We start from the raw sequence: 23,252 nt of genomic DNA on the forward strand, positions 1-23,252 counted from the left end.
TGGGATGTGGGTTGAACGTTGTCAGATCAGGGTGTCGGAGATGATGCGTGCCCCCGGAACGGGGCCGTGCACGGCGATGGCCGACAAGCCGTAGCGCCGCAGATCTTCTGCCAGGCCGTCCGCGGTTAGGGAGTCATCCGCGAGCAAGGCAACCGTGGGACCGGAACCGGACACGATGCCCGCGATGGCTCCGTGGGATTCGCCAATGCCAAGAGTATCGCGGAGTGACGGTGCCAGTTCTATGGAGGCGCGCTGGAGATCGTTCACCAGGACGCGGCTCAGGGCTTCGGCATCGCCGCTCCGCAGTGCTGTCAGGATCTGGGGGTCGACGCCGGTGGGCTCGGTGGCATTGACGCCTTCAGCGTCGCGCAGCCGGTCCAGGGTCCGGTACACCTCCGGGGTGGACAGGCCATAATCCGCCGTTACCAGGACCCAGTGGGTCTGGGCCTTCGCCAGCGCCGGGGACAGCTTGTCGCCCAGCCCCAGCCCAACTGCGGTGCCGCCCAGCAGGGAGAAGGGGACGTCCGCGCCGAGTTCGGCGGCCAGGTGGGCCAGTTCCTCCCGCGACAGGCCGCTGTTCCACAGCGCGTCGCAGGCCAGGAGGGTGGCTGCGGCGTCCGCGGACCCGCCGCCCATGCCGCCGGCCACCGGCACGCGCTTGGTGATCTCCAGGTGCACCCCGGTGGCATGTTCAGAGACGTCCGCCATGATTGCGGCCGCTTTGTAGGCCAGGTTGTTGCCGTCCAAGGGGATGTCCACGGCGTCCAGGTCAAGCGTGCTGTCCGCACTGAGGCTGACTGTGATTCCGGGCGTTTCGGTACTGGTGGCGGCCACTTCCTCATAGAGGGAAACGGCGAGGTAAACGCTGGCTACCGAGTGGTAGCCGTCAGGACGGAGCGGGCCGACATCAAGGGACACGTTGACCTTGCCCGGAGCTTTCACCCGGACCGTCCTCGCAGTGAACCGCCCTGCCACGGGTTTCACGCCCCGGCCTCCTTGGCTTCGGCGATCCTGGCGAACGCGGCGATGTCGATGACCTCGCCCCGGGCAGTGGGGTCGACGCCGGCTGCCACCAGGCAGCGTTCGGCCGCCGGCGCTCCCCCGGCCCAGCCGGCAAGGGCGGCGCGCAGGGTCTTGCGCCGCTGCGCGAAAGCGGCGTCCACCACGGCGAAGACCTGCTCGCGGCTGGCTGTAGTGGCCGGCGGTTCGCGGCGGGTGAAGGCAACCAGGCCGGAGTGGATCTTGGGTGCCGGCCAGAAAACGTTCATGCCGATCACGCCGGCCTTGCGCATCTGGCTGTACCACGCGGCCTTAACCGACGGGACGCCATACGTTTTCGATCCGGGGCCGGCAGCCAGCCGGTCCGCCACCTCGTCCTGCACCATGACCAGGCCGTGCTGCAGGCTGGGGAAATGCTGCAGCAGGTGCAGCACCACGGGCACGGCCACGTTATAGGGCAGGTTGGCCACCAACGCAGTGGGCTGGACCGGGAGTTCGGTGACCTTCATGGCGTCGGCATGGACCAGGTGGAAGGAACCCGCAGCGGCAGGCCGCCATTCCTTCACCGTCTCCGGAAGCTTCGCAGCCAGTACCGGATCGATTTCGACGGCGACCACGGAGGCTGCCGCGTCCAGGAGCCCCAAGGTCAGGGAGCCGAGGCCTGGCCCGACTTCGAGTACTGTTTCCGCCGGCCCCACGCCCGCGGCAGCCACGATCCTGCGGATCGTGTTGCCATCGATCACGAAATTTTGGCCCAGGGTCTTGGTGGGCCTGATGCCGATTTCCTCCGCCAGCCGTCGTATGTCGGAGGCACCAAACAAGGGTGCGGGCGCGGCGGGGATGGGTTCAGTCACCTAGGTATCCTATCCCGCGCGCCGGTTCCGTCCGGTCCGGTCTATGCCCGCGGCCGGCCTGCTTAACGGCAGCGGCCGGGCCCGGAAAGTCCGGGCCCGGCCGCTGTGCGCGGGCGGGCTGGTGCCCGCTCCTGGTCAGCTGGTGGCTGCCCAGCCGCAGCCCCAGGGCTGCAGGCCGCGCTGTGCGTAGACGCGGTTGGCGATGTCGATCTGCTGGGCTTTCGTCGCCAGGCTGGCGTTCGGCGCATAGGCTCCGCCGCCGGATCCGATCCAAGTCTGGATATCGAACTGCAGGCCGCCGTAGTAGCCGTTGCCGGTGTTGATGCTCCAGTTTCCGCCGGATTCGCACTGGGCAATCTTGTCCCACATGGCTTCGTTCATGATGGCGGGGGCTGCTGCGCCGGTGTTGGTGCCGGCCGCGGGGGCCGGAGCTGCCTGGGCCACCGGCTTCGGCTTGGTGCCGACCGTAATCTTCTCAGCAACAGGCTGGACGGATACCGTCTCCGAAACCAGGGTGCGCGACGCTTCGCGGCCATCCACCAGAACCAGTTTGTAGGTCTTTTCGATCTTTCCGGCAGAACCTGCCTGGGTGACTTCCTGTTCGCCCTTCAGAAGCTCGGCGCTCTCCGTGGTGACCTTTTCGAAAGGAACCTCGTCGGTGGTCACGGCGGTCTGGGCGTTATCCACGCGGGAGACCTTGATCACCATGTTGTTTACCACGTGGGCGTTGGCGGGCTGGGAAGTGCGGTCGTTGGCGCCGAGGGTCAGGCCGGCGTCTTCCAGAACCTTGCCAACCGTGGCTGCGGTGGTGGTGGCGGTATCCACCTTGCCGTCGGCGACGATGCTGACGGTCTTGGGAGTGGAGATCGAGACGAAGGATCCCGCGACGGCGAGCTGCGCGTCCTTGGGAACCGAAACGGACGATGCGCTGGCAACGCCAAGCTCGGTCACCAGGCCTGCCACGTCCTGGGCGTTGGTGTTGACGGTCTTCTCTGCCCCGTCCAGGCTCACCTTGACCTCTTTGGCCTGGTTGACGTTGATGACGGTGCCGTTCCGGACCGAGGCGTCGATGGCCGGGGAGACCCGGTCGGTGGGCTTGAGCTCAAGGTTGGCGCTCTTAACCACCTGGCCCACGGTACCGCCGAAGGTCTGCACGGACGTGACTTTGCCGTCGACATTGAGCGTGACAGTTTTGTTATTGCCGACGAAGGCTACGAGCCCCACCACCAGCGCGCAAAGCACCAGCAACTGGGCGCCAACTTTGATAAAGCTGAACTTGCCGTCCGTTGTGAAGAACTTGACCACGATTGCCCATAACTTTAGGTCCATCCGGGCACGGGGATCGCGCAATAAAATGCCCGGCACCGCCTTGCATGAGGCAGTCCGGGCACCGTTGCGCCGCCACACTTCGCGCAACGGTCAGGCCGGAACAAGGTCCGGCACATCGTGCTGCAGAAAGAAGTGAATTACCCGCTGGCCTTCCCCGACCCCGGCTAATAGTTCTTCACTGTAACCGTAGCGTTATAAAGGGACCAACAATTTTGCATACCAGGTATTCCTTGGGGTGAGCAACAAAGCTGTTTCGTTACACCCAGGATCCGTACGCCCGCACGGTATTTTCGCTGATACCGGCGCACAGCGAGGCCAGGTCGGTATTTGTCAATTCAGCCATGGCACGCACCGTGTAGGGCACCATGTAGCTCGCGTTCGGCCGGCCCCGGTGCGGGTGGGGTGTGAGGAAGGGAGCATCGGTTTCCACCAGGACCAACGCAGGATCGGCGACGGCCAGCGCGGCACGCAGGTTTGTGGCGTTCCGGAAGGTGAGTGTTCCCGCGAAGGACATCCACCAGCCCTCCTGGTTGCAGACTGCGGCCAGCTCCTCATCACCCGAGAAGCAGTGGAACACCACCCGCTCCGGTGCGCCTTCCTCCCGCAGGACCTGCACCACGTCACTGTGCGCGTCACGGTCGTGGATCTGCAGTGTGAGGCCCAGGCGCTTGGCAATGTCGATATGGCGGCGGAAGGAGTATTTCTGGTGGACCAGGCCTTCGCCTTCGGTACGGAAGAAGTCCAGGCCGGTCTCCCCGATGGCCCTGATGCGCGGGTGGGCTGCCAGCTGCTCGATTTCAGCGAGCGCCTCTTCCAGCCCGCCGCGGGCCGCGTAGCGGGGGGCATCGTTGGGGTGCAGGGCAACAGCCCCGAGGAGCCGTTCGTCCTGGTCCACCGCCTGCACGGTGAAACGGGAGGACTCGAGGTCGCAGCCCACCTGCACCGCACCCTGGACACCCACCGCGGCGGCTGCATCCAGGGCGGCCTTAATGCCCACGGGCGCCTTCCCGTCGGGAAAATCGAGGTGGGTGTGGTTGTCCATGACCGGCACCGGCAGGGGTTCCGGGGCGGGCGGGAACTCGCGCTTCCTGCCGTTCTCAGGATCGGGTGCGTCCCCGGCAACGGGGCTGCGGTAAGCGTCGGGGATCAGCGTGTTGCACATCCCTCCAGCCTAACTGCGGAGGTTGGCCCCATTTTTGCCGGAACTCTCTGTCAGCTGCGGCAGTTGTGTTAGTAGTCTGGTACGGACAGATGCGAACGCCCACCGACGGGCGAAGGCAGGCTTACTTGTCCCGTCCAGGCGAGACCCCGGGCTGAAAGGTTGCCGATGGAATCCCACCGACGTACTGCCAACGATGTGAGCGCTGCTACCGGCAACCTGGCCGGCGTCCCGGACCCCGTCAGCCGCCTGAACGGGCACCGTCCGGCGGCGATGGACGGTGAGTCTTTCCACGCGGCAAGCCAGCGCATCCTGACAACGGTGAACACGGTAATCGATGGGAAATCGGATGCTGCAAAGCTGGCACTGACTGTCCTGCTGGCGCAGGGCCACCTGCTGCTCGAGGACGTACCCGGCGTCGGGAAGACCCTCCTGGCCAAGACGCTGGCCCGGACCATCGACTGCACCGTCAACCGCATCCAGTTCACCCCTGACCTGCTGCCCTCCGACGTCACCGGGGTGTCCATCTACAACCAGGCGTCAAGGCTGTTCGAGTTCCGGCCCGGCGCGGTTTTCGCGAACATCGTCATCGGCGACGAAATCAACCGCGCGTCCGCCAAAACCCAGTCCGCCCTCCTCGAGTGCATGGAGGAGCACCAGGTCACCGTGGACGGCAACTCCTACCGGCTCGACGAGCCGTTCATGGTGGTTGCCACCCAGAATCCCATTGAGATGGAAGGAACCTATCCTCTGCCGGAGGCGCAGCGGGACCGGTTCATGGCACGGATCTCCATGGGCTACCCGGACAAGGACGCCGAGATCGAGATGCTCGAAACACATCAGGCCACCTCTCCGCTGGCCAAGGTCGCCGCTGTGGTAACCACGGCCGACGTGGCCGCCATGATCGCCAGCGTCCAGCAGGTCTATGTTTCGCAGGCGGTCAAGGAGTACACGGTTTCGGTGGGCAGGGCCACCCGGGAAAGCCCCCTCCTCCGGCTGGGCGCGAGCCCCCGTTCCATGCTGCAGCTGTTGCGTGCAGCGAAGGCCACTGCCGCCCTTGACGGCCGGGACTTCGTTTTGCCCGATGACGTGCTCCAGGTGGCAGAGGCCGTCCTGGCGCACCGCATCATCCTGGACCGGAAGGCGGCCGGAGCGGGCGAGACTCCGCACAGCGTCCTGCGGGGCATCCTGTCGCGCCTGCCCGTTCCGCACACGCCGGCCGAGCCTGCCCGGCAGCCCAGGTCCACCGGCAGGAGCCCTGCCCCGGTGGCCGGCGTGGGCAGGAACCACTAGGCGGACCCATGGCGCTGCTCGACAGACTGCCACGGCACCTCTTCACCCAGCGCGGCTGGGGAATGCTGGGGGCCGGCGCTGCTGCCCTCGCGGCCGCCCACGTCATGGGGCGGCGGGATCTCCTGACGCTCAGTGTCCTGTTGCTGGTCCTCCCCCTGGTTTCGCTGGCCGGCATCCGCCTGGTGAAGCCCCGCTTCCGCGTGTACCGCGAGTTCAATCCGTCCCCGGTGGAGACGTCTTCCCCCACCACCGTGCGGCTGGCGGTGGCCCGGACGGGAACCGCAAGCGGCCGGGCCACCATGGAGGAACGGCTGCCGCCCCGCTTCGGCGAGTCTCCCGTGTTCCGGTTCCCCTCCCGCTCAGCCACCGGCGGAACAAGCCGCTACGAATACCACCTGCGATCCGCCCAGCGCGGCCAGTTCAGGATCGGCCCTGTCACGGCCGAGTTCACGGACCCGTTCGGGCTCTCACTGCACCGCCAGGCCATTGACGACGGCGACACGCTCACCGTGACGCCTGCCGCCGTCGTCCTTCCCCTGACGGGGCTCGCCGGAGCCCGGGGAAACGACGGCGTCACCGCCACCAGAATCCGCGCAAACCCCAGCGACGACGACGTGATGACCCGTGAATACCGCCACGGCGACCCCATGCGCCGCGTCCACTGGGCAGCCACCGCCCGCCACGGTGCCCTGATGGTCCGCCAGGAGGAATCCGTCACGACGCCCGAGGCAACGATCGTCCTGGACCACCGGTTCATGGCGTTCTCCGGCGGGTCCCCGCCCACTTTGGCGGGACTGGCCGCGCAGGACAGCCATTCCATGGTCACCAGCGAAACCTTTGAATGGTCGGTAGTAGCGGCCATGTCCATCAGCGCCCACCTTGCAGAACGCAACTACGGCCTGCGCCTGCTGGACACGCGCGGGGAACCGGCCTTCCTTCATTCGCACTCGTCACCGGATCCCGAGGCCGAGGAGTACAGCGGCGCCTCCGGGCTCCAGTCCATTGCCGAGAGCCTCGCGGCCATCCAGCTCACCGGGCCACATCATCAGCGGCGCGATGCCAGGCTTCGGGAAATCGTGGGGCGCGAAGCACCTGGTCCCGAGCTTTTTGGCTCCCGGCACACCAGCGGCCAGGACGCCGGGCCCCCTTCCTTTGACGACCAACTGATGGACAAGCTGTCCGCGCACCGCATGCGCGGCCCCCTGATTGCCGTGCTCGGGAGGATTTCTCCGGAGGAGGCGCTGGCCCTGGCCCCTGCCGCCGGCTACGGAACCAACGCCTTTGCCATCGTTGTTGTGGAGAAGCCCGCCGAGTACTCCGTTGTCCTCGAGGCCCTCCGGCAGGGTGGCTGGCGGGCGGTGGCCGTTCCGCCGTCGGTCCCGGTGACCGCCGCCTGGGGCCAGTTTGACCAGGACGTTGAATTGCCGGCGCCAACAGCGGAAGTCCGGCGCGGAGCGGGGGTGGCGCGATGACCATGGCCCCGGCCCGGACCCCCGGCACCGGCAAACAGCCTGCTTCCCCGGCGGGAACATCCGCGGGGCGGCCAAGGGTTGGCGCGTTTCCGTGGGCCATGGCCGCCTCCATTGCCGTCGCTGTCTGCGGTGCTGCCCTGTCCTTGAACGGGGTGCTGAGGGGCTGGGCCTGGTACTGGCCGGTGCTCACCACAGTGCTGGTGGTAAGTTTCACCCTCGCCGCGCTGCGCGCCGTCCGGGCCCAACCACTGCTGGTGACCGCCGGCGGCTTCCTGTCCCTGGGCGCCATCCTCACCCTGACGTTCTTCCGCGGATCCAGCCTGCTGGGGCTGATCCCCACCGGCGCCACCTTTACCGAACTGCAGCGGCTGGTCCGCCGTGCCAGCGAAACCGTGCTGGCCGAAACCGCACCCGTGGCACCCAACGTGGGGATCGTGATGGTGATCTGCGCGGTGTTGGGTTTGGCGGTCATCCTGGTGGACGCGCTGGCAGTACCCCTCGGCATGCCGGCAGCCACCGGCGTGGGCCTGCTGGCCATCCTGGTGGTGCCGGCCATGATCAAGCCGCAGAGCGTGGGCTTCTTTGGTTTTACCGTCGCTGTCGCCGGGTACCTGATGATCCTTGCCTGCAGCCAGTGGTTCGCGCCGGATGCCCGCACGCAGGCGGACTCGGCCCGCAACCCGGGGCAGGTCCGGCGGGCGGCGTTGACGGGCTCCGCTGCGCTTGCTGCCACCCTGCTGGTTCCGCTTGCCATCCCGGGATTCGACCAGGGCACCTTCCCGCAGGGTTCCCGGCTCAACCCCTGGGGCACCTCCACGGGCCTGAACCCGATGATTACCCTCGGGAACAGCCTGCGGACACCGGACGGAAGCGGGCGGATCACGTACGCCACCAACGCCTCCGTCCCGCTGTACCTGCGGTCTGTCACCGTGGACCACTTCGACGGCGAATCCTGGGGCCCGGACGACCGGAACGCATCGCGGCTTCCCCTGGGCGGACGGATCGATCCCGGCTATGCAGTCCTGGCCGACGAACAGCTGCAGCAAGTGACCGCGATCGATACCGGGACCTTCACCAGCCCCTATCTGCCTGTGCCCTACGCCCCCGAAACGGTGCGCGGGCTGGACGGACGGTGGACCTGGGATCCCGCCACCTTGAGCATCAAGGGGACGGACGTCAGCTCCCGGCGGCAGGAGTACGTTGTAACGTCCTCAGTGCCCAAACTGTCGGCAGGGCTGCTGGCCCAATCATCCAGCGGGGTGCGGGACATCCCCGACGATTTCACCAGGGTCCCGGGCAACGTCCCGGAGATTGTCAGGACCACGGCCGGCACGGTGGCCGGGTCCGCCAGCTCACCCTATGAAAAAGCGATGGCCATCCAGCGGTTCCTCCGGTCGGCGGAGTTCACCTACTCGCTGCAGTCACCGGTGCAAAACGGCTACGACGGGAACGGGCTCTCGGTCCTGGCCGACTTCCTGGACCAAAAGAGCGGCTACTGCATCCACTACGCGTCGGCAATGGCGGTCATGGCACGGCTGGAAGGGATCCCCAGCCGTATCGCCGTGGGTTATGCCCCGGGACGGCTGACAGGTGCCACGGTGACGGTGGCAGGCCAGGGTACGCTGCCCGAGTTCGAGGTGGACGCCCGCGATGCCCATGCGTGGCCGGAGCTGTACTTCCAGGGCCTGGGCTGGGTACCTTTCGAGCCCACACCCTCCCGCGGCGTGGTCCCCGAATATGCCACGGACTCGTCCGCCCCGACTGCCCCCGGGTCGCTTGACAACAATGACGACCTGATTCCCGACGCCACTCCGGCCCCCGCCCCGGTGCCCAGTGCCACGCCGCTTCCGGCCCCGGGGACAGGCGGTGGCAGCGACGATGGCCTGCAGCTCCTGCCATGGCTGTTCGGGGCCGGCGGAGTCCTGGGCGTTGCACTCCTGGCCGCGTCGCCGCATCTGGTCCGGACCGCCATCCGTGCCCGGCGCCTCCGCCCAAGGGATCCCGGGGACGCCGTCCCCCTGGCCTGGACTGAAATGCTGGACCTGGGCACCGACTACGGCGTAGCCCCGGGCTCCAGCGAGACCCCGCGGGCCTATTCCACGCGGCTGCGTGGGCATCTGGGGGAACCCGGCGGGATGGACGAGGCGGCCCACCGCGCCGCGGTTGCACTCACCGCAGGCTTCGAGCGGCACAGGTTCGGCCCGCCCCCGCCGTCAGCCGGCGGACAGGATGCGGACGACGGCGGACGGACCGGGACAGGCGCAAAAGGCGGCGCCGCGTCCGGGCAGCTGGCTGCCTTGGAGCTCGCGTTGCGCGCCAATGCCACCCTGCCGCAGAGGCTTCGGGCCGCGTGGCTTCCACCGTCCGTGATGGGACGGCTGGGGCGGATCATTGCCGCGCCCTTCAGGGCCGCCGGACGGGCGTTGGCTGTAACGGCAAAAGCCGCCGCACGCTCCTGGCCCGTGCGTTCACGGTAGGGCGGGCGGCGGCTCCAGTTGGTGCCGTCCGGGGATTACCCGGCGTAGGGGTCGGCGATGCCGATGTACTGGGTGTAGAGGTATTCCTCGATGCCTTCGAGGCCGCCTTCGCGGCCCAGCCCGGACTGCTTGACGCCGCCAAAGGGTGCGGCGGCGTTGGAGATGACGCCGGCGTTCAGGCCGAGCATGCCGGTTTCGAGCTTTTCGCCCATCCGGATGCCGCGGTTGAGGTCCTTGGTGAAGACGTAGGCCACCAGCCCGTATTCGGTGTTGTTTGCCAGGCGCACGGCGTCGTCCTCGCTGCTGAAGGTGATGATCGGTGCCACCGGCCCGAAGATCTCCTCGGACAGGATGCGGGTGCCTTCGGTGACGCCCGAGAGGATGGTGGGCTGGTAGAAGTAGCCCGGGCCCTCCACCGGTCCGCCGCCCAGGACGGCCTTTGCGCCGGAGGCAACGGCGTCGGAGACCAGCTCGTGGACCTTGTCCCGGCTCTTGGCGTCGATCAGCGGGCCCACCTTGGACTCCGGCTCGGTGCCCCGGGCGGTGGTCATCTCCTTCATCTTCGCGGCGAACTTCTCCGCGAACTCGGCTGCCACGGATTCGTGGACGATGAAGCGGTTGGCCGCGGTGCAGGCCTCGCCCATGTTCCGGAGCTTCGCGAGCATGGCGCCGGCGACGGCGGCATCCAGGTCGGCGTCCTCGAAGACGACGAAGGGGGCGTTGCCGCCCAGTTCCATGGAAGTGCGCAGCACGGTCTCGGACGCGTCAGCCAGCAGGCGGCGGCCCACCTCTGTGGAACCGGTGAAGGACAGCTTCCGGAGCCGGGCGTCCTTGATCAGCGGGCCCGTTGTGGCGCCGGCGGTGGAGGTGGGGATGACGTTCAGGACACCGGCGGGCAGGCCGGCTTCCTGCATCACGGCGGCGAACAGCTGGGAGGTCAGCGGGGTGAGGTTCGCTGACTTCAGGACCATGGTGCAGCCGGCCGCGACGGCCGGGGCGATCTTGCGGGTGGCCATGGCCAGCGGGAAGTTCCACGGGGTGATCAGCAGGCAGGGGCCAACGGGCTTCTTGGTGACCAGGAGCCGGGACTTGCCGTCCGGGGACACCGAGTAGCGGCCGAAAGCACGGACGGCTTCCTCGGAGAACCAGCGCAGGAATTCGGCACCATAGGTCACCTCACCGCGGGCTTCGGCGAGCGGCTTGCCCATTTCCATGGTCATCAGGAGTGCGAAGTCCTCGGCGCGTTCGGTCACCAGGTCAAAAGCCCGGCGCAGGATTTCGCCGCGTTCACGCGGCGGGACCTTCGCCCAGGACTCCTGCGCGGCAGCGGCGGCGTCCAGCGCCGCGGCGCCATCCTCGGCGCCGGCGTCGGCAATGCTGAGCAGGACGTTCCCGGTGGCGGGATCCTCGACGTCGAAGGTCTTGCCGGAGGCGGCGGCGCGCCACTCACCATTAATCAGCAGTCCGGTGGGGACAGAGGCCAGAAGCCGGCTTTCGCGGTCCGCGGTAACGGCTGGCTGTGCAGTGACAGTCACGATGACTCCCTCGTCAGTAGGGTTGTTGCAGCCCTGCGGCGGCGGCCGGAGTGACCGGGCTCATCAGGCTGATTAACTGTCAGACTACTGCGGGCCACCGCCCCGGTCTACGCCGCGGCGCACTGCCCCAACGCCGTTCTCCTGTGCATCTGCACAGCAGCAACCCGGCCCGTCGGCTACCGTCAGCGGGCCGCCAACACGGCCGAATAGAGCTCCCTTTTGCTCACCCGGACGTCGTCCGCAACAGCAGCCACCGCTTCCTTGAGCCGGATGCCCTGGGCCACCAGTTCGTTGACCGCGGCCACGTGGTCCTCGGGCGTGCCGGCAGCCTGTTCGGGCGCCCCGCCAAGCACAACGGCGATCTCGCCCCGGACCTCCGTATCCTCAGCCCACTGCAAAAGCTCGCCGAGGGACCCGCGGATGACTTCTTCGTAGGTCTTTGTCAGTTCCCGGCACACGGCGATGGGCCGCTCAGGCCCGAACCGTTCCCGCAGTGCCCGCAGCATGGCTTCGAGGCGGTGCGGCGCCTCGAAGAACACCATGGTCCGGCGTTCCCCGGCGAGGTCTGCCAGCCGGGAGGCGCGTTCCCCGGATTTCCGTGGGAGGAACCCTTCGAAGCAGAACCGGTCGGTGGGCAGGCCGGACAATGCCAGGGCAGTCAGCACAGCCGAAGGGCCCGGCACGGCGGTAACGGTCAACCCCGCCGCAACGGCACCTTCCACCAGCCGGAAGCCCGGATCGGACACGGAGGGCATGCCGGCGTCCGTGACCATCACAAGGGTGCTGCCGGTCCGCACCTGGTCCAAAAGCTCCGCCGTCTTCGTCGCCTCGTTGTGCTCGTGGTAACTGATGACCCGGCCGGCCACTGTGACCCCCAGGCTCTGGACCAGCCGGTGCAGGCGGCGGGTGTCCTCTGCCGCAACGATGTCCGCCGTTCCCAGCAGCTCCACGAGCCGGGCGGAAGCGTCACCCGTGTTTCCGATCGGAGTGGCGGCCAGGACAATGCGTCCTGGCGCTGCCGGGCCGGATTCTGGAGGGGTGCTGGGGTTAGGGTCCACGCCACCAGCCTACTGCTGAGGGGGACTGCGGCCGCAAAAGGTAGCATGGGGCTCGTGACGCAGACCTCGACGCGGCCGCCCGGAGCCGGACACGCCGCTCCCGCCGCATCCGGTACGGCAGCTACGGAGGCTGCGGCGGAAGGCCGGGGCGCAGGATCAGGCGGCCGCGGATCCCGTACCTGGATCAGGCCCCCGGAAGAGGCGTTCACCCGTGAAGCGCTGCAGGAGCGGCTCCTGGGAGGGGTCCGGTCCTGGCGGGACTATCCGCCGTCGCTGCGCCTCTGGTTCCTGCTCGTCCCGGTCCTGACGGCAGTGGCCGGAGGCATCCTCCGGTTTGTCCGGCTGGAGACTCCGCAAAAGCTGGTCTTCGATGAGACGTACTACGTCAAGGACGCATACTCCTTCCTCATCAGCGGCTACGAACGCAACTGGCCGGACAAGGCGAACGATTCCTTCAATGCAGGTGACCCCACGGTCCTGCTCAGCTCCCCCGAGTACGTGGTCCATCCGCCGGTGGGCAAATGGATGATCGCCGCCGGGATGTGGATTTTCGGTGCGGACAACGCCTTCGGCTGGCGCTTCGCGGCAGCCCTGACCGGAACCCTCTCCATCCTCCTCGTGTCCCTGATCGCCCTGAAGCTGTTCCGGTCGCTGCCGCTGGCCGGTGCCGCGGGCCTGCTCCTGGCCGTGGACGGTCACCACCTGGTGATGTCACGCACCTCCCTGCTGGACATCTTCCTGATGTTCTGGATCCTCGCCGCCTTCGGTGCACTGCTGGTGGACCGCGATGACGGCCGGCGCCGGCTCGCTGCCCGGCTGGCACAGGCCGCGATCCGGAACGGCGGACTGCCGCCGGCTGCCCTGCTGCTGTCCGGGCCCTGGCTGGGTGTCCGCTGGTGGAGGGTGGCCGCGGGCCTCTGCCTGGGCCTGGCCATTGGCACCAAATGGTCCGGACTGTTTTTCCTCGCCGGGTTTGGCCTCCTGACGGTCTTTTGGGACCTCAGCGCCCGGCGGGTGGCGGGAATCCGCGGCTGGATCAGCGGCGGCGTCATCAAAGACGGAATCCCCGCTTTCCTCAGCATGGTCCCCGTTGCCGGCCTGGTGTACGCGGCGGCGTGGACAGGCTGGTTCCGCTCGGAAGACGCCTACTTCCGCAACTGGGCTGCGGGCAATCCCTCCCCTGAATGGGCCTGGCTGCCGGACTCCATCAGGTCCCTGGCCCACTACCACCGCGAAGCGTACACCTTCCACCAGGGCCTGGGATCCGACCACCCGTACGAGGCAAGCGCCTGGAGCTGGCTGGTCCTTGGCCGGCCGACGTCGTTCTTCTACGAATCCCCTGAGCAAGGCACGCCGGGGTGCGACGTGGCCAAGTGCACCTCGGCCATCCTGTCCGTGGGCAACCCCCTGATCTGGTGGGGTGCCGCCATCTCGCTGGTGGTACTGCTGTTCTGGTGGGCCGGGCGGCGGGACTGGCGGGCCGGCGCGGTACTCCTGGGCGTGGGCGCCGGATACCTTCCGTGGTTCCTTTACCCGGAGCGGACCATGTTCTACTTCTACGCCGTGTCATTTGAGCCCTTCCTCATCCTGGCGCTGGTGTATTGCCTGGGCCTCGTCCTGGGCAGGGCCGCGGATCCGCCGTGGCGCCGGCGCTCCGGGCTGTACCTCGTGGTGCTGTTCGTGGCGGCCGCCGTCCTGCTCTCAGCCTTCTTCTACCCGATCTGGGCAGCAGAGACCATCCCCTACGTGGACTGGAAAGTCAGGATGTGGATGCCGTCCTGGATCTAGGGCAGGATTGCATCAGAGCCCCGATCGAAGCCGCTGCCGCGGCCTGGCAGCGGAACGGAGACCATCTGTGAGGGAAGCAAGCATCGAACTGCTGGTTGAGCTGGATGCTGACAGCAACGTCACGGACCTGCTGTTGGAACAGCACGCCGCCAACCCGGCCCATGCCCTCTACCGTCGCAAGGGCCCCAACGGCTGGGTGGATGTCCCCACCGGAAAATTCCTGCAGGACGTCAGTGCGCTGGCCAAGGGACTCATTGCAGGTGGACTGGAACCCGGTGACACCGTGGCCGTTATGTCCGCCACCTCCTATGAATGGACCTTGGTGGATTTCGCCATCTGGTTCGCCGGCGGGGTGACGGTCCCCATCTACGAGACGTCCTCCGCACGCCAGGTGGAGTGGATCATCCGCGACGCGGGGGTGCGGCGGGTGTTTGCGCAGGACCAGGCGACGGTGGAGCTGGTGGCCGGTGTTGTTGCCGGCTCGCCCCCGCTCCGGGACCGCCTGGTGAACGTGGTCAGGATGGACGACGACGGCGCGGCACCCAACCTGGCCAGCCTCGCCGCCGCGGGGGCCGGAGTCAGCGACGCCGAGCTGGAGCGGCACCGGAGCCGGGCAGGGCTGGACGGCGTCGCGTCCCTCGTCTATACCTCGGGCACCACAGGCAACCCCAAGGGCTGCGAGATCACGCACGGGAATTTTGCGCTGGTGGCCAGGAACATCGTCGCGTTCCTTCCGGAACTGCTGCTGAAGGACCAGGCGCGCACGCTGATGTTCCTGCCGCTGGCCCACGTCCTGGCGCGGGCCGTCCAGGTGGTCTGCCTCGCGGCGGGGGCCACCCTGGGGCACACTCCGGGGGCGGCGCAGCTCCTGGATGACCTGGGGACGTTCCGGCCCACGTTTCTCCTGGTGGTCCCGCGGATCTTCGAAAAAGTCCGGGCCACCGCCGCCCACAAGGCAGCAGTGGCCGGGAAGGGCCGCCTGTTCAAGGCTGCCTCGGCTGCGGCCATCGCCTACTCGCGGGACCTGGACAGCCAAAGCCGCGGCGACGGCCCCGGCCCCGGCCTGCTGCTGAAAGTCCGGCACGGGGTGTTTGACCGGTTGCTGTATCCCCGGCTCCGCCAGGCACTGGGCGGCCAGGTAGGGTACACCGTCTCCGGCGCGAGCCCGCTGGCGCTCGAGGACGCGCACTTCTTCCGCGGGGCAGGCATTCCCGTACTGGAGGGGTATGGCCTGACCGAAACCACGGCTCCGTGCACGGTCAACACTCCATCGCGCACGCGGGTGGGGACGGTGGGCATCCCCATTCCCGGCACCACCATCCGGGTGGCCGAGGACGGGGAGATCCTGGTCAAGGGCATCGGCGTCTTCAAGGGTTATCACAACAACCCGGCAGCGAACGCCGAAGCCTTCGTGGACGGCTTCTTCCGCACCGGTGATCTCGGCATACTTGACCGCGATGGCTACCTCACCGTTACCGGCCGGAAGAAGGACCTGCTGGTGACCGCAGGCGGCAAGAACGTGGCACCGGGACCACTCGAGGAAACCATCCGTTCCCACCCGCTGGTGGGCCACGCGGTGGTGGTGGGCGACGGCAAACCGTTCGTGTCAGCCCTGGTGACCCTGGACCCGGAGGGCCTGGACAACTGGCGCTCCGAGCGCGGCCTGCCGCCGCTCCCCCGCCGCGAAGCCGTCGCGGATCCCGAGGTGGTCAAGGCGGTGCAGGAAGCGGTGGATCAGGCCAACCTGCTCGTGTCCAAGGCCGAATCCATCCGCTCCTTCTCGCTCCTCGATACAGAATTCACCGTGGAGTCCGGACACCTGACGCCGTCGCTCAAACTGAAGCGGGCCGCCGTCGTGCAGGACTTCCAGGCGGACGTCGCCAGGCTTTACGCTTGACCCTCCGCCGCCGGCTCCTCGCGCAGCAGCCCGCGGCGGCGGCGTGTGGGCCAGGTGAGGACCAGCGTCACCAGCGCCGTCAGGAGCACCAGGCCTGCGATCACCAGGCCGGCGTCAATCCAGAACTGGCCGGGGAACAGTCGGATCAGGGTGTCGTCGAGGCTGAAGGTCCAGGACCCGTCGGCGAAGAAAATGCGGTGGAACTCGGTGAAGAACTGCTGCCAGCCCAGGACAGCCAACGTGCCGAGGCCGAGGATGAGGACCAGGGTGACGATGGAACCCGCGAACAGGCCCCTGCGGACACCGCCCCTGCTCCGCTTCCGCAGGTACAGGACGGCGATGAGGCCCAGGAGAAGCAGCAGCGCGCCGGCACCAAAGGTCGACAGGATCACCGCCTTGACGTCGGCCATGTGGCTGACTTCGCCGTCCTTGAACAGTTTGTCGCCGCTGCGGTGCACCAGGTCCCCCAGGTACCGCGGACCTGCCCAGTTTGTCAGGTAGTCCACCGCGTAGGAGCCGTAGGTCATGCGGTCGTCCGTGCTGAAGCCGTAGCCGTCGCCGGGGAAGCCGGGGCGGTTGTATTCCACCCACAGGAACAAGGGACTGGTCACTGCGCGCACGGCAAGGACCAGGAGGACCACCGGGAAGAAAATGGCAAGGAGGACCTGTATCACCCGCGGGGCAACCGGCTTGGCGTTGGCGGCGCTCTCCCGCTCTGCGTTGCGGCGCGCCACCTCCTCCTCCGGCGGACGTACGTGCAGCGCGGACGTGGGAAGGGGTTCCTTGAAGACGGGCGAACTGCCGTGGCCGGTCGACCCGTCGGAGTCCGACGGCGGGACCGTCTCCGATGCGGCGGCGGCCTCCGTTGGTGCTGCCCCGCCGGAGGGTTCGGCGGCAGCCTCCGCGGCTTTACGGCCAGCCCTGCTCTCCGCCTGGGGATTAGTGGTCGAGCCGGGTCCATGGGTGTCGGCCTGCGATGACACCCGGGAAGACCCCACGGACGGGCCTTCGGCGGTGGAAGTGCCTTCGGCTTCCGTCCCGGCGTCGCCCTTTCCAGCGGGCGTCAGCCAGGAAAAAGCGGGCTCCTCGGAGTCCCCGGACGTATCCAGGAAAGGGTCCGGCTGCGGCGCGGCGCTCTTGGCGCGGGCCGGTGTTTCGTCTTTCACAGCAGCGTCACTTCCGTTGGGTTTTCCGTGCCGCGCGAGGGTCCGCCGGCGCGGCGCTCTATCTGTTGACGAGCCTACAGTCCGGGCCTTGGCGTGGGCGAGGAACCACCCCGGCGGTATTACAACGATTCAGGCAGCGATTTCCGTGTAGCCGGCATCCCCGGGGCGAAGGTCACCACGTTCCCCTGAGAGGTAGGCGCGCCTGCCCCAGACCAGGACGTAAACCCAGTAAGAGGCCAGCACTCCGGCGCCGATGCTGATCTTCGCCCACACCGGCAACGGGCTGGGCGTGATGAACCCCTCCACCAGTCCGGACACGAAAAGCACCAGCACCAGGCCGAGTGCCACCGTTATCAGCGACCTGCCCTCCTCCGCCACCGCCCGGCTCCTGGTCCGCGGGCCCGGCGACACCATGGCCCAAAAAACCCGCAGCCCTGCCGCGCAGGCCACAAACACTGCGGTGAGTTCCATCAGGCCGTGCGGCAGGATGTAGCTGAAGAACACGTCGGACTTGCCCGCGGCAGCGAAGACCCCGGCTGCAATGCCCACCCCTTGGGCATTGCTGAACAGGATCATCGGGACCCAGACCCCCGTAATGCCGAGGGCTACGGCCTGCGCGCTGATCCAGGCGTTGTTCGTCCATACCGCGCCCGCGAAGGACGCCGCCGGGTTCTCCGAGTAATAGTCGATGAAGTCTTCCTCGACATACTGTTGGGCGGCGGCCTCGGAGGCTACTGCCCGCAGCGCCTCGGGCGACGTGCCGATCCAGAGGGCATAGGCGGCACCGATGAGGATGAACGCGGCCCCGCAGGCCAATGTCAGCCAGGTAAGCCGGTAGAACGCGGCCGGAAGTGCCACCACGAAGAACCGTGCGAGGTCCGCCATCGGGTTGGACCGTGCGCCGGTGAAGCGGGTCCTGGCCTGGGCCAGCGTGGCCGACAGTGAGGCGGAAAGGCCGCTTTCGGGGGCGACGGAGCGGATCAGGGACAGATGCGAGGACGTCGACTGGTACAGCGCCAGCAGTTCATCGGCCTCACGTCCGCTGAGCCTGCCCTTTGTGGCAAGGTGGTGCAGCCGTGACCATTTGTCCGCGTTCACGGCGGAGAAGGCGTCCATATCCACGGGCCCAGCCTAGTGCCACCACTAGACTTTGACCGTCTGCACCACGAGCCGCGAGGAATGGGTACGCACTGTGAGTTCGATAGTCACCGGCGAGGCAGTAGTCCTGGAACTGCGGCCCGCATCCTTCGCGGCCCGTGCGCTGGGCCTGGTCCTTGATGTCCTCTTCAACGTCGTGCTGCTGGTGGGAATCCTGATTGGCCTGGCCGCGGCCGGTGCGGACCTTGATGAGGCAGCCATGCGCGCCCTGGTCCTTTCCAGCGTGGTCTTTTGCCTGGTGATCGTTCCGGTGGCGGTGGAGACACTGAGCCGGGGCCTGTCACTGGGCAAGCTGGCGACCGGCCTGCGCGTGGTGCGGGACGACGGGGGCGCAATCCGCTTCCGCCATGCCGTGATCCGCGGGCTCACGGGGTTCCTCGAGATTTACCTGACCTTCGGCGGGCTGGCGCTGTGCGTAGCCCTGTTCAATGACAGGTCCCGCCGCCTCGGCGACCTGCTGGCCGGAACCTATGCCATCCGCCGCCGGGTTCCCGTGGAGCAGGCCGTGCCGGTCTTTGTACCGCCGAAGCTGCGTGCCTGGGCGGCCGCGGCGGATATCGGAAGGATCCCCGATGCGACGGCGCGCAGGGCCTCCCAGTTCATCCGCCAGGCGGCCAGGATGGCCCCGCTGTCACGTGCCGGCATGGCCGCGTCAATCGCCACGGAACTGTCAGCCCACGTGGCTCCCGCCCCGCCCGCCGGAACCAGCCCGGATGACTACCTTGCCGCCGTCGTCGCTGAACGCCGGAACCGGGAACTCACCAGGCTGACGCAGCAGCGGCGGCGCAACACCGAGGTGGGCGAGCGCCTCCAGCGGCTGCCTTTCAGCAGTTGACGTCAGTTGTCGTACTCGCTCCAGGGAATGTTCCAGTCGCCGAACCCATCGTCGTGCGCGGCGTAGTCGCCTTCCGTGTTCACGATCTGCACCACGTCGCCGGTACCCATGTTCTCGAAGACCCAGGCGGCGCCGTCGGGGGCAAAACCGATGCAGCCGTGTGAGACGTTGGTGTTGCCGATGAAGGGGTAGGCGGACTCGAGGGCCTGGTGGATATAGGCTCCGCTCAGCGTCAGCCTGATGGTGTACTCGACGTCCACGTCGCCGTAGTAGGCCGGGTCGTCGGGCTTCAACCCGATGCTGGAAGCCCGGAAGTGGTCGTAGCGCTTCTTCTCCATCAGCACGCCGTAACCGCGGGCGGACGGGAAGCGCTTGTCCCCCATGCTGACCGGCAGCGTCTTGACCGGCTGGTCGTTGATGCTGAGGGTGAAGGTGTGGGCAGCGGCGTCGGCGACAGCCACCTTCTTGTCCCCGATGGCCACGTTCACTTTCTTGTTGAAGTTGGCAATCTGCCCGTTGCCCAGGTCCACGCCGAAGAGCTGCATGTCCATGGCAATGGTGGAATTGGCGGCCCAGAAGCCCTCCGCCCGGTACCGGACCATGGTGTCGCTGTGCCAGTGGAAGGCTCCCACCTGGCCTGCGCTGCTGGTGATCTTGATGGCCTTCTCGACGGCGTCGCGGTTCAGCACGGGTTCGCTGAAGATGATCTGCAGCGGCTGCCCCACCCCCACCTTCATCCCGTCAAGGGGGTAGATGGCCGCGTCAGCCTCATGCGAGCTTGAGACGGTGCTGAAGGACTGCGTTGTGCTCGTTTCGCGCCCCGCGCCGTCCTTGACCACCCAGGTGTAGCTGTAATCGGTATTGAATTCCAGCGGCCCGGACGCGGACCAGCCGGTGCCCTGCGGGTCGATGCGGCCTTCCACCGTTTCACCGGAGGTACTGGTGAGGGTCACGCGCTCGATGGTCCCGTTGCTGACCTTGAGTGAAACGGGGGCGGCAGGATTGACCTGTTTGGCACCGTTCGCGGGTGCCGCATCGAGTTTCACCGGGGCGATCACGGGCGAGGCGATGCCCGGAGACGACCGGACGGCGGAGCCGGCTTCGGATTCCAGGGCGCCGCCCGCGAGTCCCGGCGCGACGGCGGCGAAAACACCGCCGGCTGCTGCGAGGAGGCACACCACGGTGACGATGAGAATTTTCTTCAAGGTCCGCGGGCGGCGGGGTGCTTCGGGCTCCATATTCCGATCCTAAATGCTGGAAGTAACAACCCGGGTGCGCTCGGCACCCGGGCACTTTACTTCTTAGTAACGATAATGTTCGGGCTTGTAGGGGCCGGCGACGTCGATGTCCAGGTACTCGGCCTGGTCCTTCGTCAGCTCCGTCAGCTCCACGCCCAGGGCGTCGAGGTGCAGGCGGGCCACCTTTTCGTCCAGGACCTTGGGCAGGACGTACACCTGGTTTTCGTACTCGCGTTCGCCTTCGGGCTGGTCCTTCTTGGTCCACAGCTCAATCTGCGCGATGGTCTGGTTGGCGAAGGAGTTGCTCATCACGAAGGACGGGTGTCCCGTGGCGTTGCCCAGGTTCAGCAGGCGGCCCTCGGACAGGACGATGATGGAACGCTCGGACGCAGTTCCTGCGTCGAACACCCACTCGTGGACCTGCGGCTTGATCTCCACCTTCTTGATGCCGGGGATCCTGGCCAGGCCTGCCATGTCGATCTCGTTGTCGAAGTGGCCAATGTTGCCGACGATGGCCTTGTTCTTCATGCCGGCCATGTGCTCGGCCATGATGACATCCTTGTTGCCCGTGGTGGTGATGAAGATGTCCCCCTGGGCCAGGACCGATTCGAGCTTTGCCACCTGGTAGCCGTCCATGGCAGCCTGCAGGGCGCAGATGGGGTCGATCTCGGTCACGATCACGCGCGATCCCTGGCCCCGCAGTGCTTCCGCGGCGCCCTTTCCGACGTCACCGTAGCCGCAGACGACGGCGACCTTGCCGCCCATGAGCACGTCCGTGGCACGGTTGATGCCGTCCGGCAGGGAGTGCCGGATCCCGTACTTGTTGTCGAACTTGCTCTTGGTTACGGAGTCGTTGACGTTGATGGCGGGGAACAGCAGCTTGCCCTGCTCTGCCAGCTGGTAGAGGCGGTGGACGCCCGTGGTGGTTTCTTCGCTGACGCCCTTGATGGTGGAGGCGGTGCGCGTCCACTTCTGCGGGTCGGCTGCGATGGAGCGCCGGATCACGTCAAGGAAGATGCCGTACTCTTCGGAATCGGCGGGGCCGGCGGACGGGACGTTGCCCACGGCCTCGAATTCGGCGCCCTTGTGCACCAGCATGGTGGCGTCGCCGCCGTCGTCCAGGATCATGTTGGGTCCCAGTTCAGGGTTGGACTCCGCACCCGGCCAGGTCAGGATCTGTTCTGCGGTCCACCAGTATTCCTCGAGGGTTTCGCCCTTCCAGGCGAACACCGGGACGCCCTGCGGGTCCTCAACGGTGCCTTTGCCCACCACAACGGCCGCGGCGGCCTCGTCCTGGGTGGAGAAGATGTTGCAGGAGGCCCAACGGACCTCTGCGCCAAGCGCGGTCAGGGTTTCGATGAGCACGGCGGTCTGCACGGTCATGTGCAGCGATCCTGCAATCCTGGCGCCTTTGAGCGGCTGGCTGGGGCCGAACTCCTCGCGCAGCGACATGAGGCCGGGCATCTCGTGCTCGGCCAGGCGGATCTGGTGCCGGCCTGCTTCCGCCAGGGAAATATCGGCAACCTTGTAATCGAAAGTCATGGGTGGTCCTTTGCTGTGTCCGGTACTGCTTCGTCCGTGAAGGACGGCGTATTCATCGGCGCTCGGGGCGCCAGGGTCTGGTCTGCGGGTAAGCGGGGGCTAAATGGCCCGGGCAGTCCCGGGGGCAGAGTCGTGCTGGTCGGAGCCCGCCGATGTTGCTGCGGCCAGCAGTTCCGGGGGCAGGAGAAGGGGGATGCCGTCCTCTATCGCGTAGCGGGGCTTCACGCCTGTTTCCCCGGCAGTGGTAGCTACCAGTTCCTCGCCGTCCTGGACCAGGGGTGAACCCGTCACGGGACAACGCAGGACGGACAGCAGTTCGGGACTGATCTTTGGCATTTGGTTCATGCTCCCTGGCGGGCGCGCTCGCGCCGGTAGCGGACTGGTGTGCAGGTTCCAGCGTACCGTTAGATCCGATTCAGGACGGCTCGCGCAGGACGCGCAGGTGCCCCCTGCGGGTACCTTCGGTGCCCGGAGGAGCTTCGAGCGCCGAATGGGGACCGCGCTGGGCCGGCAGCTGCGGCGCCTGGGCGGGCAGGGCCGCGGCGTCCCTGACTGCGTTGGCGAGTGCGAGCAGGTCATCAGGGCCGGGCTGCTGCGGCGTGGACGGCATGGCCAGTCGCAGGACTTCCCAGCCCCTGGGGACCGTCAACGAATCGGCGTGCTGTTCACAAAGGTCGTAACAATGCGGCTCGGCGTAAGTAGCCAAGGGGCCGAGAACAGCCGTGGAGTCCGCATAGACGTACGTCAGGGTAGCTACCGCCGACTGGCGGCAGGCAGATCTTGAACACTGACGGATAGCTCCCACGACATCACAGACTACTCTCTGTACTCGGCAAAACCGTGCATTGGCGCCGCGGGCGTGACGCGCCTTCGCTGCAGGGTGAATCTATCGCGTAAATCATTTCCCGGGTTTACAGTCAATGTATGCAGTCATCGAACCATGAATCAGGCTTTACGGTCCGGTTGGCTGACCCGGACGCCCCACAGCAGACGGGCGGGGACTCCACGGGCAGGAGCTTCATGCAGCGCCGCCGGAACCGCCACGGTCGCGGGCTGCGCGGCGAGGTTATGCTTCCCACCCATCCGGGCTACCGGACACGGTCTGACCGGTTTGATGACATGGTCCTGGATTCGGCCCAGCGGCTGCACGATATCTGGGGCAAGACACTGGACGGCGTCCGGTTTGGCGTGGACGAGATTCCGCCGGACCTCGAGCAGCTGGCCGCTGACTCCGCCCCCATTCCCATGGGCTCCTACACGCCTGCTTCCGGTGAAGACGGCCCCATGATCACGGTGTACCGGCGCGTCGTGGAGCAGGCCTGCCCCGGCGTCGAGGAACTTCAGGACCTGGTCCACGACGTGGTGGTGGAGCACACCGCGGAGATGCTGGGCGTTGCCCCTGAAACCCTGGACCCGGTGTACCGGCGCCGCTACTGACGCACCCAGCCCCAA

Annotated in this window: 19 protein-coding genes; 7 read left to right on the plus strand and 12 right to left on the minus strand. The window is 67.2% G+C overall.

Annotated features, from left to right (window positions below; all coding sequences use genetic code 11):
* Positions 1-21 precede the first annotated feature (21 nt).
* From B5520_RS03570 to B5520_RS03585, 4 genes are all read right to left on the minus strand, one after another.
* The gene (locus B5520_RS03570; protein ID WP_079595656.1) at positions 22-984 is read right to left on the minus strand and encodes a 4-(cytidine 5'-diphospho)-2-C-methyl-D-erythritol kinase; all 963 of its coding nucleotides are present in this window, start codon (positions 982-984) and stop codon (positions 22-24) included.
* On the minus strand, positions 981-1,853 hold the full coding sequence (gene rsmA / locus B5520_RS03575; protein ID WP_079595657.1) for a 16S rRNA (adenine(1518)-N(6)/adenine(1519)-N(6))-dimethyltransferase RsmA: 873 nt from the start codon (positions 1,851-1,853) through the stop codon (positions 981-983). The genes B5520_RS03570 and rsmA overlap by 4 nt, the downstream gene beginning before the upstream one ends.
* Before the next feature lie 135 nt (positions 1,854-1,988).
* Positions 1,989-3,182 carry a resuscitation-promoting factor gene (locus B5520_RS03580; RefSeq protein ID WP_176156748.1) on the minus strand — a complete coding sequence of 398 codons (1,194 nt, stop codon included), beginning with the start codon at positions 3,180-3,182 and terminating at the stop codon, positions 1,989-1,991.
* 256 nt (positions 3,183-3,438) lie between these two features.
* Positions 3,439-4,344 (minus strand): TatD family hydrolase, encoded by a 906-nt coding sequence (locus B5520_RS03585; RefSeq protein ID WP_079595659.1) that lies wholly within the window; start codon positions 4,342-4,344, stop codon positions 3,439-3,441.
* 165 nt (positions 4,345-4,509) lie between these two features.
* Here B5520_RS03585 and B5520_RS03590 point away from each other — a divergent pair, with 165 nt between their 5' ends.
* The 3 genes from B5520_RS03590 to B5520_RS03600 are packed head-to-tail and all read left to right on the plus strand — an operon-like array spanning position 4,510 to position 9,583.
* Complete coding sequence (locus B5520_RS03590) at positions 4,510-5,634, plus strand: AAA family ATPase (protein ID WP_079595660.1); 1,125 nt, start codon at positions 4,510-4,512, stop codon at positions 5,632-5,634.
* Between the two features lie 8 nt (positions 5,635-5,642).
* Positions 5,643-7,106 (plus strand): DUF58 domain-containing protein, encoded by a 1,464-nt coding sequence (locus B5520_RS03595; protein ID WP_079595661.1) that lies wholly within the window; start codon positions 5,643-5,645, stop codon positions 7,104-7,106.
* The gene (locus B5520_RS03600) at positions 7,103-9,583 is read left to right on the plus strand and encodes a transglutaminase TgpA family protein (protein WP_079595662.1); all 2,481 of its coding nucleotides are present in this window, start codon (positions 7,103-7,105) and stop codon (positions 9,581-9,583) included. The genes B5520_RS03595 and B5520_RS03600 overlap by 4 nt, the downstream gene beginning before the upstream one ends.
* Positions 9,584-9,618: 35 nt before the next feature.
* On the opposite strand, the gene B5520_RS03605 is transcribed toward B5520_RS03600, so the two are convergent.
* Positions 9,619-11,118, minus strand: a complete 1,500-nt coding sequence (locus tag B5520_RS03605; RefSeq protein ID WP_079595663.1) for an NAD-dependent succinate-semialdehyde dehydrogenase — start codon at positions 11,116-11,118, stop codon at positions 9,619-9,621.
* Positions 11,119-11,300: 182 nt separating this feature from the next.
* On the minus strand, positions 11,301-12,176 hold the full coding sequence (gene rsmI, locus B5520_RS03610; RefSeq protein WP_079595664.1) for a 16S rRNA (cytidine(1402)-2'-O)-methyltransferase: 876 nt from the start codon (positions 12,174-12,176) through the stop codon (positions 11,301-11,303).
* A 45-nt stretch (positions 12,177-12,221) separates the two neighbouring features.
* Between rsmI and B5520_RS03615 the strand changes: the two genes are divergently transcribed.
* Together B5520_RS03615 and B5520_RS03620 are read left to right on the plus strand one after the other, a co-directional pair.
* A complete protein-coding gene (locus tag B5520_RS03615) occupies positions 12,222-13,964 on the plus strand; it encodes a dolichyl-phosphate-mannose--protein mannosyltransferase (RefSeq protein WP_079595665.1) in 1,743 nt (580 codons plus the stop codon).
* Positions 13,965-14,031: 67 nt separating this feature from the next.
* A complete protein-coding gene (locus B5520_RS03620) occupies positions 14,032-15,861 on the plus strand; it encodes an AMP-dependent synthetase/ligase (protein ID WP_079595666.1) in 1,830 nt (609 codons plus the stop codon).
* Here B5520_RS03620 and B5520_RS03625 read toward each other — a convergent pair.
* Positions 15,852-17,027 carry a TIGR01906 family membrane protein gene (locus B5520_RS03625; protein WP_079595667.1) on the minus strand — a complete coding sequence of 392 codons (1,176 nt, stop codon included), beginning with the start codon at positions 17,025-17,027 and terminating at the stop codon, positions 15,852-15,854. The genes B5520_RS03620 and B5520_RS03625 overlap by 10 nt on opposite strands.
* A gap of 129 nt (positions 17,028-17,156) precedes the next feature.
* Positions 17,157-18,149, minus strand: coding sequence for a stage II sporulation protein M (locus tag B5520_RS03630; protein WP_181039483.1), 993 nt, complete (start codon positions 18,147-18,149; stop codon positions 17,157-17,159).
* A 70-nt stretch (positions 18,150-18,219) separates the two neighbouring features.
* Here B5520_RS03630 and B5520_RS03635 point away from each other — a divergent pair, with 70 nt between their 5' ends.
* Positions 18,220-19,020: an RDD family protein gene (locus B5520_RS03635; protein ID WP_079595669.1), complete on the plus strand. Its 801-nt coding sequence runs from the start codon at positions 18,220-18,222 to the stop codon at positions 19,018-19,020.
* A gap of 2 nt (positions 19,021-19,022) precedes the next feature.
* On the opposite strand, the gene B5520_RS03640 is transcribed toward B5520_RS03635, so the two are convergent.
* The 4 genes from B5520_RS03640 to B5520_RS03655 all read right to left on the minus strand — a co-directional run bounded on the left by B5520_RS03640 (position 19,023) and on the right by B5520_RS03655 (position 22,605).
* Complete coding sequence (locus tag B5520_RS03640; RefSeq protein WP_079595670.1) at positions 19,023-20,258, minus strand: L,D-transpeptidase; 1,236 nt, start codon at positions 20,256-20,258, stop codon at positions 19,023-19,025.
* A 63-nt stretch (positions 20,259-20,321) separates the two neighbouring features.
* On the minus strand, positions 20,322-21,800 hold the full coding sequence (ahcY, locus tag B5520_RS03645) for an adenosylhomocysteinase (protein WP_079595671.1): 1,479 nt from the start codon (positions 21,798-21,800) through the stop codon (positions 20,322-20,324).
* 99 nt (positions 21,801-21,899) lie between these two features.
* The gene (locus B5520_RS03650; RefSeq protein WP_079595672.1) at positions 21,900-22,136 is read right to left on the minus strand and encodes a Trm112 family protein; all 237 of its coding nucleotides are present in this window, start codon (positions 22,134-22,136) and stop codon (positions 21,900-21,902) included.
* A 79-nt stretch (positions 22,137-22,215) separates the two neighbouring features.
* Positions 22,216-22,605 (minus strand): DUF3499 domain-containing protein, encoded by a 390-nt coding sequence (locus B5520_RS03655; RefSeq protein ID WP_079595673.1) that lies wholly within the window; start codon positions 22,603-22,605, stop codon positions 22,216-22,218.
* A gap of 119 nt (positions 22,606-22,724) precedes the next feature.
* Between B5520_RS03655 and B5520_RS03660 the strand changes: the two genes are divergently transcribed.
* Positions 22,725-23,237 (plus strand): metallopeptidase family protein, encoded by a 513-nt coding sequence (locus B5520_RS03660; RefSeq protein ID WP_079595674.1) that lies wholly within the window; start codon positions 22,725-22,727, stop codon positions 23,235-23,237.
* Positions 23,238-23,252 lie beyond the last annotated feature (15 nt).

The organism is Arthrobacter sp. P2b (assembly GCF_900168295.1).
In the GTDB taxonomy this organism is placed as follows: domain Bacteria; phylum Actinomycetota; class Actinomycetes; order Actinomycetales; family Micrococcaceae; genus Arthrobacter.

Excerpts from the sequence above, each read along its gene's own strand:
- B5520_RS03580 (WP_176156748.1), bottom strand. The coding sequence starts at position 3,182 with ATGGACCTAAAGTTATGGGCAATCGTGGTCAAGTTCTTCACAACGGAC.
- B5520_RS03585 (WP_079595659.1), bottom strand. The coding sequence starts at position 4,344 with ATGTGCAACACGCTGATCCCCGACGCTTACCGCAGCCCCGTTGCCGGG.
- B5520_RS03590 (WP_079595660.1), top strand. The coding sequence starts at position 4,510 with ATGGAATCCCACCGACGTACTGCCAACGATGTGAGCGCTGCTACCGGC.
- B5520_RS03595 (WP_079595661.1), top strand. The coding sequence starts at position 5,643 with ATGGCGCTGCTCGACAGACTGCCACGGCACCTCTTCACCCAGCGCGGC.
- B5520_RS03600 (WP_079595662.1), top strand. The coding sequence starts at position 7,103 with ATGACCATGGCCCCGGCCCGGACCCCCGGCACCGGCAAACAGCCTGCT.
- B5520_RS03615 (WP_079595665.1), top strand. The coding sequence starts at position 12,222 with ATGGGGCTCGTGACGCAGACCTCGACGCGGCCGCCCGGAGCCGGACAC.
- B5520_RS03640 (WP_079595670.1), bottom strand. The coding sequence starts at position 20,258 with ATGGAGCCCGAAGCACCCCGCCGCCCGCGGACCTTGAAGAAAATTCTC.
- ahcY (WP_079595671.1), bottom strand. The coding sequence starts at position 21,800 with ATGACTTTCGATTACAAGGTTGCCGATATTTCCCTGGCGGAAGCAGGC.
- B5520_RS03650 (WP_079595672.1), bottom strand. The coding sequence starts at position 22,136 with ATGCCAAAGATCAGTCCCGAACTGCTGTCCGTCCTGCGTTGTCCCGTG.
- B5520_RS03660 (WP_079595674.1), top strand. The coding sequence starts at position 22,725 with ATGCAGTCATCGAACCATGAATCAGGCTTTACGGTCCGGTTGGCTGAC.